The sequence below is a fragment of the Actinospica sp. genome (assembly GCF_035552695.1).
In the GTDB taxonomy this organism is placed as follows: domain Bacteria; phylum Actinomycetota; class Actinomycetes; order Streptomycetales; family Catenulisporaceae; genus Actinospica.
Genome location: NZ_DASZKT010000244.1, coordinates 1 through 13336, shown reverse-complemented (window position 1 = coordinate 13336; position 13336 = coordinate 1). Strand labels below are relative to the sequence as shown.

The 13336-nt window shown below is 71.3% G+C and carries 11 protein-coding genes; 4 read left to right on the top strand and 7 right to left on the bottom strand.

The features are described from left to right. Positions 1-150 precede the first annotated feature (150 nt). From dapC to ilvA, 3 genes are all read right to left on the bottom strand, one after another. A complete protein-coding gene (gene dapC / locus VG296_RS27520; RefSeq protein ID WP_325570735.1) occupies positions 151-1263 on the bottom strand; it encodes a succinyldiaminopimelate transaminase in 1113 nt (370 codons plus the stop codon). 5 nt (positions 1264-1268) lie between these two features. Further along, positions 1269-1595 (bottom strand): ferredoxin, encoded by a 327-nt coding sequence (fdxA, locus tag VG296_RS27515; protein ID WP_325570733.1) that lies wholly within the window; start codon positions 1593-1595, stop codon positions 1269-1271. A gap of 176 nt (positions 1596-1771) precedes the next feature. After that, entirely contained in the window at positions 1772-2986 is a 1215-nt protein-coding gene (ilvA, locus tag VG296_RS27510; protein WP_325570731.1) for a threonine ammonia-lyase, read from the bottom strand. 185 nt (positions 2987-3171) lie between these two features. Here ilvA and VG296_RS27505 point away from each other — a divergent pair, with 185 nt between their 5' ends. Then, entirely contained in the window at positions 3172-3687 is a 516-nt protein-coding gene (locus VG296_RS27505) for a MarR family winged helix-turn-helix transcriptional regulator (protein WP_325570729.1), read from the top strand. Between the two features lie 6 nt (positions 3688-3693). Next, positions 3694-5352: an MDR family MFS transporter gene (locus VG296_RS27500; protein ID WP_325570727.1), complete on the top strand. Its 1659-nt coding sequence runs from the start codon at positions 3694-3696 to the stop codon at positions 5350-5352. Between the two features lie 90 nt (positions 5353-5442). Here the strand turns inward: VG296_RS27500 and VG296_RS27495 are convergent, their stop codons facing one another. Both VG296_RS27495 and VG296_RS27490 read right to left on the bottom strand, forming a co-directional pair. Further along, positions 5443-6399 (bottom strand): ROK family protein, encoded by a 957-nt coding sequence (locus tag VG296_RS27495; RefSeq protein ID WP_325570725.1) that lies wholly within the window; start codon positions 6397-6399, stop codon positions 5443-5445. A gap of 51 nt (positions 6400-6450) precedes the next feature. Further along, the gene (locus VG296_RS27490) at positions 6451-7770 is read right to left on the bottom strand and encodes an FIST signal transduction protein (protein WP_325570723.1); all 1320 of its coding nucleotides are present in this window, start codon (positions 7768-7770) and stop codon (positions 6451-6453) included. A gap of 183 nt (positions 7771-7953) precedes the next feature. Here VG296_RS27490 and VG296_RS27485 point away from each other — a divergent pair, with 183 nt between their 5' ends. Next, a complete protein-coding gene (locus VG296_RS27485) occupies positions 7954-8952 on the top strand; it encodes a glycerophosphodiester phosphodiesterase (protein WP_325570721.1) in 999 nt (332 codons plus the stop codon). A 54-nt stretch (positions 8953-9006) separates the two neighbouring features. Here VG296_RS27485 and VG296_RS27480 read toward each other — a convergent pair whose 3' ends face one another. Together VG296_RS27480 and VG296_RS27475 are read right to left on the bottom strand one after the other, a co-directional pair. Further along, positions 9007-11130 carry a hypothetical protein gene (locus tag VG296_RS27480; protein WP_325570719.1) on the bottom strand — a complete coding sequence of 708 codons (2124 nt, stop codon included), beginning with the start codon at positions 11128-11130 and terminating at the stop codon, positions 9007-9009. Positions 11131-11226: 96 nt separating this feature from the next. Next, positions 11227-12387, bottom strand: coding sequence for a cystathionine gamma-synthase (locus VG296_RS27475; RefSeq protein WP_325570717.1), 1161 nt, complete (start codon positions 12385-12387; stop codon positions 11227-11229). Positions 12388-12453: 66 nt separating this feature from the next. On the opposite strand from VG296_RS27475, the gene msrA reads away from it, so the two are divergent. Beyond that, a complete protein-coding gene (gene msrA, locus VG296_RS27470; protein ID WP_414641143.1) occupies positions 12454-13182 on the top strand; it encodes a peptide-methionine (S)-S-oxide reductase MsrA in 729 nt (242 codons plus the stop codon). The last annotated feature ends 154 nt before the right edge of the window (positions 13183-13336 follow it).

Below are 13336 nucleotides of genomic sequence, written 5' to 3'. Positions count from 1 at the left end.
GCCGGCGCCCGTCCATGCCAGCCGGTCAGCGCGAACCGCACATGCCGCTCACCGCCGGGATCGGAGATCTCGCAGGGAGCGGCCAGGACGCCGAATGCCGGCACCGGCGCGCGTTCCGCTCCGGTGCCGGCGCCTGTCCGTGACGGCCGGTCAGCCGAGCCGCTGTACGGCGGCGGCGATCCGCTCGTCGGTCGCGGTCAGCGCGAGCCGCACATGCCGCTCACCGCCGGGACCGTAGATCTCGCCGGGAGCGGCCAGGATGCCGAGTTCGGCCAGTGCCCCGATCGTCTCCCAGCACGGCTCGCCGCGGGTGGCCCACAGGTACAGGCCCGCCCGCGAGTGGTCGATCCGGAAGCCGGCCCGCTCCAGCGCCGCGCGCAGCGCGGTCCGCCGGGCGCGGTAGAGCTCCTTCTGCGCGGCCGCGTGCTCATCGTCGTTCAGCGCCGCGGCCATCGCCGCCTGCACCGGGCCCGGCATGATCATCCCGCCGTGCATCCGGACCAGCAGCAGATCCTTGAGCAGGCCCGGGTCGCCGGCCAGGAACGCCGCCCGGTAGCCGGCCAGGTTCGACCGCTTCGACAGGGAGTGCAGGGCCAGCAGGCCGGTGAGGTCCCCGTCGCAGACGTCCGGATGCAGGATCGACACGGGCTCGCCGGGTCCGTCCCAGTCCAGTGTGATGTAGCACTCGTCGGAGACCACGACGGCCCCGTGCTCGCGCGCCCAGCCCACCGTCGCGCGCAGCTCCTCGAGGGTGAGCACCTGGCCGTGCGGATTGGCCGGGCTGTTGAGCCAGACCAGCTTCGGCGCGGCGCCCGCCGGATCCGGCAGCTGCCCGAACGGCGTCGGGACCGGCTCGGAACCGGTGAGCAGCGCGCCGACCTCATAGGTCGGATACGCAGGCACCGGGTAGGCGACGCGGTCGCCGGGGCCCAGGGCCAGCAGCGTGGGCATGCTCGCCACCAGCTCCTTGGAGCCGATGACCGGGAGCACGCCCGGCCGCGCCGTCCCCTCGAGCGCGACGCCGAGCACCCGCCGCATCCAGCCGAGCGCGGCCTCCCGTAACGCGTCGGTGCCGCGGGTGACCGGATAGCCCGGCCAGTCCGCGGCCTCGATCAACGCCCTGCGCACGACCTCGGGCACCGGATCGACCGGCGTCCCGACCGACAGGTCCACCCGTCCGCCGGGGTGGGCGTCGGCCTTCTGCGCGTACGGCGCCAGCCGGTCCCAGGGGAACGGGGGCAGCCGGTCGGCGAGCGTCGGCACCCGCCTCAGCTCTCCCCGCCCTGCGGCGGCAGCGCCGACACGATCGGGTGGTCCTTGGCGATCAGGCCCAGCTTGGAGGCGCCGCCGGGCGAGCCGAGGTCCTCGAAGAACTCGACGTTCGCCTTGTAGAAGTCCTTCCACTGCTCGGGTGTGTCGTCCTCGTAGAAGATCGCCTCGACCGGGCAGACCGGCTCGCAGGCACCACAGTCGACGCACTCGTCCGGGTGGATGTAGAGCGAGCGCTCGCCCTCGTAGATGCAGTCGACCGGGCACTCCTCGATGCAGGCCTTGTCCTTCACATCCACGCACGGCAGCGCGATGACGTAGGTCACGTCCGGATCCTCCTGGCTTTGGGCCGGTTCCCCGTTTGGTCCCGGCCCTGTCACTAGTTACACGTCAGTCCAGTATCACGCCTGGCACTGTTCAGATCCAAGCTAGGGTGGTGGTTCGCCCAGACTCTGGACATATAGTCCCGGCGCGCGGCGCGGGCGGGCACGGCGGCACGCGGTCACTGCGAGGATTCGATGCGGTATTTCGCGTCGTGCAGCCGCTTGAGCACCGCCGCGGCGTGCGAGGCGCCGCGGGTCTCCACGGTGAGCCCGACCTCCACCTCTCCTATGGCGAGATTCGGCGCCACCCGGCCGTGCTCCACGTCCACCACGTTGGCGTCCGCGGCGGCGATCTCGGCGAGCAGCCGGGCCAGCGCGCCGGGCCGGTCGAGCACGCGCAGCCGAAGCGAGAGGAAGCGCCCGGCGGCGGACAGGCCGTGCCGGATCAGCCGGAGCAGCAGCAGCGGGTCCACGTTGCCGCCGGACAGCACGGCGACGATCGGCGGCTTGAGCTTCTCGATCGACTCCAGCAGCGCGGCGACGCCGACCGCGCCGGCCGGCTCGACGACGAGCTTGTTGCGCTCCAGCAGAAGCAGCAGCGCCCGGGAGATCGCCTCCTCGGAGACCGTGCGCACCTCGACGCCGCACTCGCACACGACCTCGAAGGTCAGGTCGCCGGGCCGTCCCACGGCGATTCCGTCGGCCATCGTGGACATCCCGCCGATCGCCACGGGCTCGCCGGCCGCGAGCGAGGGCTCCCAGGACGAGGCGGCGGCCGCCTGCACGCCGATCACCCGGGTCTGCGGTCGCAGAGCCTTGAAGGCGGTGGCCATGCCGGACAGCAGCCCGCCGCCGCCGAGCCCGACGAGCACGGTGTTGACGTCGGGGCACTGCTCCAGGATCTCCAGGGCCACGGTGCCCTGGCCGGCGATCACGTCGGGGTGGTCGAAGGGGTGGATGAACGCGGCGCCGGTCTGCTCGGCGTACTCGCGGGCGGCGACCAGCGCCTCGTCCACGGTGGTCCCGGCGAAGCGGACCTGCGCGCCGTAGGACTCGGTGGCCGCGACCTTGGGCAGCGGGGCGCCCGCGGGCATGAAGACGGTGGACGGGATCTCGTGCAGGGTGGCCGCGAGCGCGACGCCCTGAGCGTGGTTGCCGGCGCTGGCCGCGACCACGCCGCGGGCCCGCTCGTGCTCGGGCAGGTTGTGGATCCGGACGTAGGCGCCGCGGATCTTGAAGGAGCCGGCGCGCTGCAGGTTCTCGCACTTGAACCAGACCGGGCCGCCGGCATGTTCGGACAGCGGCCGCGACCAGGACAGCGGCGTGGTGCGGGTGATCTCGGCGAGCAGGTCCTGCGCCGCGCGGATCTCGGTGAGGGTGACGGGGTTGGACACGGGACCAGGCTAAGGCCCACGTCCACATGTTGGGACTTTTTCGGCGGCGGCGGGTCCGCGTAACAGGAGAATAACGATGCCGCCCGTTACCCGGAAAAAGCTTGCAGAGCACAAGCAACGGATCGTATGGTTGCAGCCTACAAGCATTCTGAGATCCGAACGAGGCGCGGAACGGGGGCCGGCTCATGGGCGAGAAGATGACCGAGGACGATCTGGTGACCCTCATCTGCTCGATCAGCGGCGCCGTACAGGCGATCAAGCGCTTCTACACCGAGCCCGAGGAGATCGACCACGGCGCGTCGATGGTGCTCGGCGTGCTCTACCGGCGCGGCCCCTCGCGGCCCTCGGCGATCGCCCAGTACTGCGGCCTCGACCTGTCCACGGTCAGCCGGCACGCCCGCTTCCAGGAGGACGCCGGCCGGCTGGTGAAGGTCACGGACCCGACCGACCGGCGGGCGCACCGGCTCGCGCTGACCGAGGCCGGGCTCGACCACGTCGACCAGATGTGGCGGCACCGGATCGAGCGGCTGAGCGCGACCGTGGGCCACTGGAGCGCCGAGGATGCCAGAACCCTGTCTGTACTCGCCGAGCGGCTGGCCGCCGACCTGGGCCTGCAGACGCCGATCACGATGCCCGACCACGACGCCGTACGCGCGACCCATCGGGCCGCGCTCGCCGAGACTCTACCGAAGGGGGCATGAACCACCATGTCAGAAGCGATATCACCGCCCCAAGCCACCGAGCAGAAGGTGCTGACGCACCGACAGATCATGGTCATCTTCAGCGGCCTGATGCTGGCACTTCTGCTGGCCGCGCTGGACCAGACCATCGTCTCCACGGCGCTGCTGACGATCGTCAACGACCTGGACAAGGCGAACGGCTCGGCCGAGATGCCCTGGGTGGTGACCGCGTACCTGCTCGCCTCGACGGCCGTGGCGCCGATCTACGGCAAGCTGGCGGACCTGTTCGGACCGAAGAAGATCTTCATCTTCGCGATCGTGCTCTTCCTGGTCGGCTCGGTACTGAGCGGCATGTCGCAGAACATGCCCGAACTGATCGCCTTCCGCGCCGTGCAGGGTCTGGGCGGCGGCGGCCTGATGGCGCTGGTCTTCACGATCATCGGACAGGTCGTGGCCCCCGCGGAGCGGGGCAAGTACCAGGGCTACTTCACCGCGACCTTCATGTTCGCCATGGTCATCGGCCCGCTGATCGGCGGCTTCTTCACCGACCACTCGCACATCTTCGGCATCAGCGGCTGGCGCTGGATCTTCTACGTGAACCTGCCGGTCGGCGCCGTCGCGCTGATCGTGATCTCGGCCGTGCTGCACGTGACGGAGACACAGGTCAAGCACAAGATCGACTACGCGGGGGCCGTGCTGATCACGATCGCCGCGTGCGGGCTGCTGCTCGCCACCCAGCTCGGCGCGAACGGCCAGGAGCCCTGGGGCTCGTGGCAGGTCATCTCGCTGTTCGCCGTGGGCCTGGCGCTGACCGCGTTCTTCGTGTTCTGGGAGGCGAGGATCGCGAGCGAGCCGATCATCCCGATGCACCTGTTCCGCAACCGGGTGTTCTCGGTGTCCAACGGGATGGCGCTCGTCGTCGGCATCACGATGATGGGCTCGCTGATCTACCTGAGCGTCTACCTGCAGTTCGTGGTGGGCTACTCGCCGACCGGCGCGGGCCTGGCGATCCTGCCGATGATGCTCGGCGTCGGCCCGGCGGCGATGATCACCGGTATCGCGATCTCGAAGATCGGTAAGTACAAGCCGTTCCCGATCGTCGGCACGGCGATCGCGGTGGTGGGCATGTTCCTGCTCTCCCGGCTCGGGGTGCACACCTCGGCGCTCGACCGCGGCCTGTACATGCTGATCCTGGGCCTCGGCCTCGGCATGACGATGCCGGTGCTCACCCTGGCCGTGCAGAACGCGCTGCCGTTCAAGGACATCGGCACGGGCACGTCGAGCAACCTCTTCTTCCGGAGCATGGGCCAGTCCTTCGGCACCGCGATCTTCGGCGCGATCCTGAGCAACCGGCTGGCGGCGTACATCAAGCACGACCTGCCGCAGGCGTCGGGACAGCTGACCAGCAGCGGCGGCGGCACCAGTCTGAGCCGCTCCGCTCTGCAGCAGGAGAGCGCGGTGGCCGCGCAGCACGGCATCCCCGACCTGTTCAACATCGTGGTGCGCGACTTCACCAGCGCCATGTCGGTGGTCTTCGAGACCGCCGCGGGGATCATGGTCATCGCGTTCGTGCTGAGCTTGTTCCTCAAGCAGGTCGCGCTGCGCAGGCCGGGCGCTCCGAGCAAGGACAAGGGCGCCGGGACCGCCGAGGTCGAGGACCTGACCCCGTCCCCGGCCGTGCACTGACGCCGTCTCGTCGCCAGTCGCCAGGACGGCCCCCGCGTTCGCCGCGGGGGCCGTCCCCTTTTCCTCAGTCCCTACCGCCAGTCCCCGCCGTCAGTCCTTGTCGTCCGCGGACCAGTAGCGCTCCGGGCGCAGGATCAGCGCGGCGGCGCCGACGAGCCCCGACTCCTGCCCCAGACCCGCGGGCACGACGCGTACCGCGCGGGCGTACTCGAGGCCGATCCGTTCCCGCAGCGAGGCCTCCAGCGGGTCGAAGAGCAGCGGCCCGGCCTGGGAGAGCCCGCCGCCGATGGCCACGACCTGCAGGTCGCACAGCGTGGTCGCGGTGGCGATGCCGATGCCCAGCGCACGCCCGGCCCGGCGCATCGCGGTCAGCGCGATCGGGTCCCCGCGCCGCGCGTCCTCGACGAGATCCTGGCCGGTGCGCTGCTCCGGTGAATGGCCCGCACGCCAGCCCTGGCCGTGCGCCCACGCGGAGAGGTTCGGCCCCGAGGCGATCGCCTCCAGGCAGCCGATCGCGCCGCAGCGGCACTGCGGTTCGAATTCGTGCACGATCGCGTGGCCGATGTGCCCGGCGTTGCCCGTGGCCCCGTCGATCAGCCGCCCGCCGAGGATCAGGCCGCCGCCGACGCCGGTGGACACGACCATGCCGAGGACGTTGTCGACGCCCATCCCGGCCCCGCGCCAGTGTTCCGCCACCGCCACGCAGATCGCGTCGTTGTGCACGCGCACCGGCAGTCCGAACTCCTCCGTCAGCCGGGCGCGCAGCGGGAAGTCGCGCCAGCTCGGGATGTTCAGCGGGGAGACCTCGCCGGAGGGCCAGTTCATCGGCCCGCCGCAGCCGACCCCGACGCCGGTGAAGTAGGAGCGGTCCGTATCCAGCTCGTCGACCAGCGCGAACAGCGCCCGCAGCACCGACTCGCCCTCGCCGCCCGGCGGATTCGGGTTGGGCGCGCGACGGTATTCGAGGACGCGGCCCTCCTCGTCCACGACCCCCGCGGCCAGCTTCGTACCACCGATGTCGATCGCCAGAACCGCCCGCTGCTGCATATCGGGCAGCTTAACGGAGGCGGGATCCCCGGGGTCGGTCCGGCCGCCGCGTCATTCGCCCTCTGCGAACGCGAGCACCGAGGCGGTGTACCCGTGCAGGTGGTTGCGGCCGCCGACGGGCCCGATCTCGCCGGTCCCGAAGAAGCCGGCGACGGCTCCGGTGCCGAGCTCGGTGCACACCGTCTGCAGGTCGTGTGCCGCGCCGAAGGGCGGCGGGAAGAGTCCGGCGGCCCGGCCGTGGCACGACACGAGCAGCGCGCCGCCGATCGATTCGTAGCCCGGACGGCGGCGTGCCTTGCGGAGCACCGCGCGCAACTGCTCGGCCGCGCTCGCCGCGTCGCGAACCTGGAAGCGCACGGTCTGCCCGACCTCGACGTGGTCCCCCACCTGGATGGCGTCGCGCTCCGGCAGCACGCCGACGACGCCGCGGATCAGGAAGTCGCCGCTGTCGTGGTACTCGGCGTACTCGTTGAGCGCGATGCCGAGGTGCAGGCCGGTGGTCGAGGCCTGCTCGCGCAGCTCCTCGGGCAGCTCGTCGAGGATCTCGCGCAGCCGCTGGTAGGCCGGCCGGCCGGCGAGGCCGAGCAGCACGTCGCCCTCCGCGGCCGTGACGGTCATCGCCGGCCCGATCGCGCGGCAGCCCTGGCTCACCGCGATCGCGGCCTGCACCTCGCCGCCGAGCAGCACGCCGACCGCGCCGGTGGCGTAGGCCTCGGAACCGAGCAGCAGCCGCGCCGAGCCGTAGCCCGCGGGCCCTGGCGCGAGGCCGCCGACGAAGGGGAGGTCGGGCAGCAGGGTGTTGCAGCGCGCCAGGAAGCCGTCCACCGGGAAGCTGTAGGGGTCGGCGAACAGCAGCGCGACCCGCTCGTCCGGCCAGGGCTCGGGCAGTCCGCCGACGGCCATTCCGCCAATCGGCGGATGATCGCCGATTGATGTTCCTTCGAACGGCCTAGTGACGCGGTGCGAATGTAGCCGGAACGGCCGCACTCGCGTCCCCGGCAGTCGAGCGGCCCAGACGGCGACGGAGGTCTGGCCGGGCGTCGTGTCCTGCGCGCCTGGCCGGGCGCCCTCCCCCGCCGCCTGGTCCGAGAACACGCGTCGGCCCAGCCCCGCCGCCTCGCCCAGGCTGGTCTCCCCCATCACGGCGTCGGCCATCGTGCCCACCACCGCGCAGCGGTCGTTCCCGGTGGCCGCCACCTGCTCGGCCACCGCCGCCGCGACCCGGTCCGCCGCGTCCGGATCGGCCAGCGCCGCGGTGACCACCACCAGATCGGGCGCGCCCGCCACCCGGCCGAGCGCCCCGTGCGCCGCGCGGCGGGCTGCCCGGGCGGCGTCGGGGTCTGCGGCGAGGGCCGCACCGAATCGGCTCATGTCCGCATGATCTCACCTGCTGAGCCCAACTCAGCTCAGCGCGCTGACAAACTCGCGCACAGACTTGTGACGGAACCGTACCGCGACCGGCGAGAAAGCGGAGCAGGTTCAGAATGTCCGGTCGCTACCGTGCTGCTGATCCGGTACGGGAACGAGATCCGTCGGGGAAATGGGGAACAACCGTTGATCGGGGCACGGAGAGTCACGCGGCTGCTGGGCACGGCGGCGCTGGCGTGCGCGGCGGCGTGCGGCGGCTCGGCGGCGCCGCAGTCCGCCGCCGGCAGCGGCATCCCCGCGGAACGGTCGTCCGGAGCGAACTACGTCGAGACCGGGGCGGCCGCGACGTATCGCGCCCACTGCGACGCCCCCACGCTGATCGCGCACCGCGGCGAGACCGGCGACGACCGGAACCTGCCGGAGAACACCTGGCAGGCCGAAGTCGCCGCGGCGACCGAGGGCGCGACGTACCTCAACATGGACGTGCGCTGGACGAGTGACGGCGTACCGGTCGCCCTGCACGACGCAACGGTGAACCGCACGACGTCGGAGACCCGCCCGAAGACGCCGATCACCGATCTGACGGCCCAGCAATACGTCGCACTCGACGCACGCGGCTACGCCACGGACACGACGGCGGGCCGAATAGTCCCGAGCGTGCACCCGGACACATTGGCCGAGGCCCTGGCGAAGATCGCGCCGACCGGCAAGCCGATCGTGCTGCAGATGGAGGCCGATCCGTACCGCGCGGCCGAGGCGGGCCGGGCGGGCGTGACCCCGCGGCAGGATTTCGCGAAGCTGGCGCAGGTGATCCGGAGCTCGGGCTACGCCAGTCGAGTGACCGTCGCGGGCTGGTCATTGGCGGACCTGCGTGCGTTCCACGCCGTTGCGCCGAACGTGGCACTGGCGTACCTCTTCGAGACCATTGGTACGAAGAGCTTCCCGACGGCTCAGCAGCTCCTCGCGGCGGGCGCCCACATCCTGTACGTGGACTTTCGCGGCGTCACCGCGCCCGGGGTCGCGTCGTGGCACGCGGCGGCCCTGAAGGTCTGGGCGTGGACGCCGGCGGATCGGGTCCAGTGGCAGAGGTTGCGCACGGACGGCGTCGACGCGATCGCGACGAACTGGGCGACGTTCTACCTGCGCTGGGCGCCGGTCCCCTGTTCGGCCGATTCGTCGGAGTAGTAGTCGCGCGACGAATCAGCCGAACAGGTGGCGGCTTGAACCTGCCTGGTTGCCCTAGCTTCCCTGGCTCGCCGACAGGTACTCCGCGTACTGCGTGAGGTACGTGTTGAGCGAGGAGGGCAGTTCGTTCGAGTGCAGCAGGGCCCAGAACTGGCTCATGCCGGTCGAGAGCGACTGCCCGGAGCCGATCTCCTGCTGCAGGGTACTGATGACCTGGCCGAGCTGGCCCTGCTCGGTGTTCGAGAGCTCGCCCTTGGCCTGGTTCACGACGGACTGGACCTGCTGCACGGCTTGGCCCGCCGAGGCCGGGACCGTGGTCAGCGAGGACGGGAAGGTCTCCGATCCCGACGCGGACGTGCTCGTCGAGGTCGAGGAGCCGGACGTCGAACCGGACGAGGCCGACGCGGAACCGCCGGCGCCCGCGCCCGACGTGGCACCGGCGGACTTGGAGCCGGTAGCCGTCTGCGTCGCGATGCTGCCGGACGACGCGGTGTTCGACTTGTTCGACGAGCCGCCGGTCGAGAGCGCGATGACCACCGCGATGACGATCACGAGCCCGATGCCCGCGCCGATCAGCACGGCCGGCTTCGGCTTGCGCGGATGCGGGTGCTGACCGGAACCCGAACCGCCGGAGCCCGAGCCGTAACCCGAACCGCTTGCCGACCCGACGGAGAACGTGGCCGCGCCGACAGCCCCGGCGCCCGCCCCTGCGCCGGCTCCGGACTTCGGCCGAGGCCCGCGCGGCACCCTCGGTATGACCTCGGTGGACTCGCCGACACCGACGCCGACAGCCACGCCGCCCGCCGCACCGACGTTGCCACCGCCCGCGACAGCGCCGCCGACCGAAGCCGTCGAAGCCGCGTTGCCCGCGCCGACAGTCCCAACGGCCGCTCCCGCGGTTCCACTCGCCCCCGCCGTTCCCGCGCCCGCGGCTGCCGTGCCCACAGTTCCACTCGCCGCCGCACTTCCCGTGCCCGCAGCTGCTATGCCCGCCGAACCCGCACCCTGCGCGGCCTGGGCCGCACCGGCCTCCGCGATCTCCGCCGCCACAACCGCTCCGGCGACGGCCGCCACCGCGGCGCCCTTGGCCGCGGCCGACCTCTTCCGCTTCTTCCCGGCGGCCCCGACGATTACCTCGCCGGCCACTTCCTCGCCGACGACCTCCGCCGCCACGACCTCCTCGGCGAGGATCTCTTCGGCGACGACTTCCTCAGCGACGAACTCCTCGACTGCTTCGGTCTCAATCGCTTCGGTCTCGATCGCTTCGACCTCGACCGCCGCGGCCTCGGCACCCGTCGTCAGCAGCATCCACTCTGCGCGCAGCGCCGCCGTCAACTCCGCGGCCCGCGGGCGAATGCCTGCCTCGCCGAGCGCGAGCAGCAGCACTTCGGCCAGCGCCTCGGATACGCCGAGCACGACCAGGTTCTCCGCCGCCCACTCACGGCGCCGCAGCACGACCTGCTCGGCCATCGACTCGAGCTCGGCGGTCACCGCGAATTCGGCGCCGAACTCGGCCTCCAGCACCGCCCAACCGACCAGCGCCAACACGGTCAGCCACGCCAGCGCGTAGACGTCCGCGGCGACGGTCAGTTCGGATTCGAGCGCCGTCTCGAGCGCCAGCGAGGCGGGCAGGTCGGCGATTACGACCTCGTAGCCCGCGCCCTCGGTCGCCGTCAGCAGCACCGAGCGCGCACCCAGGTGACCGTGTACGAGTTCGAATTCGGCCAGCAGTTCGAGCACCTCGGCCACCTGGGCGAGCGCGGCCAGGATCTCCGCCCAGTCCTCGATCTCCTCGCGCAGAAGTATCTCCGCGAGCGTCTCGCCAGCCGTCGCCGGGACGGCACAGTAGCCGACCGAGGTCACCGCCCCGTCGACTTCGAACTCGTACTCACCGAAGGCGTGCACCACCGGCACGGCCGGGTGGTTGATACGGCGCAGCGCCGCCACCGCCCCGGCCAGCTCCGATCCCCCGGCGTGCAGGCCGTCGGTGGCCGCGAACTGGATCCAGACCTCGGCCTCGACCTCGGCATCGGACGTGACGTCCACCGCGAGCCAGTACTCGTATTCGGCCCCGGCGACGCGCTCGGCGCCGACGGAGAAAACGTCCAGGCGGCGCACGAGCTGATATCGCTCGCCAAGCAGCACGCCTTCACTGAGTTCGGATATACCCTCCACCACGGGCGCAGCCTAGTGCATCGGATGGGCGGCACGCGCCGCCCATCCATATCGTTATATGCGATGCAAGGTGCTGGTGATCAGCGGACTGACGCAGTGTCAGAGCGCCTGTCGCAGATCCGCGACCAGATCGTCGAGGTCTTCGATACCCACCGAGAGCCGGACCAGGTCGCCGGGCACTTCGAGCGGGGAGCCGGCGGCCGACGCGTGCGTCATCCGGCCCGGGTGCTCGATCAGCGACTCGACCCCGCCGAGCGACTCGCCGAGCGTGAACAGCCGGGCCCGGTTGCACACCTCGACCGCCGCCGCCTCGCCGTCCGCGTGCCGGAAGGAGACCATGCCGCCGAAGCCGCGCATCTGCTTGGCGGCGACCTCGTGGCCCGGGTGCGAGGGCAGACCCGGGTAATGCACCGCGGAGACCTTCGGGTGCGCCTCGAGCAGCTCAGCGACGGCCGCGGCGTTGGTGCAGTGCCGGTCCATCCGCACACCCAACGTCTTGATACCGCGCAGAGTCAGCCAGGCGTCGAACGGACCAGCGACCGCGCCCAGGGCGTTCTGGTGGTACGCGAACCGGGCGCCGAGGTCGTCGTCCGCGGCGATCAGCGCGCCGCCGACGACGTCCGAGTGCCCGCCCATGTACTTGGTCGTCGAATGCACGACCACGTCGGCGCCGAGCGAGAGCGGCTGCTGCAGGTACGGCGTGGCGAAGGTGTTGTCGACGACGAGCAGCGCCCCCGCGTCGTGCGCCACGTGGGCGAGCGCGGCGATATCGCAGATCCCGAGCAGCGGGTTGGAGGGCGTCTCGACCCAGATGACCTTGGTCTTGCCGGGCTGCACGGCGGCGCGCACGGCCTCCACCGACGACAGGTCGGCCGCCGTCCACGCGACGCCCCAGCGCTCGTAGACCTTGGCGAAGAGCCGGAAGGTGCCGCCGTACGCGTCGTTCGGGATCACCACGTGGTCCCCCGCGGTACACACGGTGCGCAGCAGGCAGTCCTCCGCCGCGAGCCCGGAGGCGAACGCGAGCCCGCGCCGGCCGCCCTCGAGCGCGGCCAGGCACTCCTCGAGCGCGGTGCGCGTCGGGTTCGCCGAGCGGGAGTACTCGTAGCCGCCGCGCAGCCCGCCGACCCCGTCCTGCTTGTACGTGGAGACCTGGTAGATCGGCGGCACGACGGCCCCGGTCAGCGGGTCGGGCTCCTGACCCGCATGGATCGCGAGTGAGGAGAAGCCGAGGTTGTCGGGATCGGTGCGCTGCGTCATGAGGCCAAGCCTAGCGGCGCACGGCGGAACATCCCCGCTTGGAAACTCGTTCATGGGTACGTGAGCATCTTCCGCAACCCGTTCAAGGACCGTCTGCCGACTCCCGCCGAGGCACTCCCCGGCCGCGCCGAGCGCCCGTTCCGCCTGGCCGGAACGCACACGGTGCTGGGCACCCCGATCGAGGGCAAGCCCGAGGGCTACGAGGAAGCCGTCTTCGGCCTCGGCTGCTTCTGGGGCGCCGAGCGCAAGTTCTGGTGGCACGACGACGTCTACGCGACCGCCGTCGGCTACGCGGGCGGCGCCACCCCGAACCCGACGTACGAGGAGGTCTGCTCCGGCCTCACCGGCCACGCCGAGGTCGTCCGCGTCGTCTACGACCCCCGCGAAGTGAGCTACGAGAGCCTGCTCAAGCTCTTCTGGGAGTCCCACAACCCGACCCAGGGCAACCGCCAGGGCAACGATGTCGGCACTCAGTACCGCTCCGTCATCCAGCACACCACCGAGGCCCAGCGCGCCGCCGCCGAAGCCAGCCGCGACGCCTACCAGAAGGTCCTCACCGAGGCCGGCCACGGCCGCATCACCACCGACATCGAGCCCGCCACCGAGTTCTACTACGCCGAGGACTACCACCAGCAGTACCTCAGCGACGCGAAGAACCCCGACGGCTACTGCGGCCTCGGCGGGACCGGTGTCAAGATAAGTGACCCTGGCGAGGATGTCTGGGGATCGTGCCCGACTGGTCTTGCCCCGGCCGGCGACCTGGCGCAGAGCGCCACTGAAAGCTCCGCCGAATGACCATGGCCGACGAGGACGCCGGGGCGATAGGTACTTCGGATGAAGGCGTCGCCGCGCTGCTGTCATCGTTGGACGCTCTTGAGGGTCATCTACGTCGGTACGGCGTGGATAGTTGGGCGAACTTTGTCGCTCGGAACGTGCGGTTGATCCGGAG

Excerpts from the sequence above, each read along its gene's own strand:
- VG296_RS27500 (WP_325570727.1), top strand. The coding sequence starts at position 3,694 with ATGTCAGAAGCGATATCACCGCCCCAAGCCACCGAGCAGAAGGTGCTG.
- VG296_RS27505 (WP_325570729.1), top strand. The coding sequence starts at position 3,172 with ATGGGCGAGAAGATGACCGAGGACGATCTGGTGACCCTCATCTGCTCG.
- VG296_RS27495 (WP_325570725.1), bottom strand. The coding sequence starts at position 6,399 with ATGCAGCAGCGGGCGGTTCTGGCGATCGACATCGGTGGTACGAAGCTG.
- VG296_RS27475 (WP_325570717.1), bottom strand. The coding sequence starts at position 12,387 with ATGACGCAGCGCACCGATCCCGACAACCTCGGCTTCTCCTCACTCGCG.
- VG296_RS27490 (WP_325570723.1), bottom strand. The coding sequence starts at position 7,770 with ATGAGCCGATTCGGTGCGGCCCTCGCCGCAGACCCCGACGCCGCCCGG.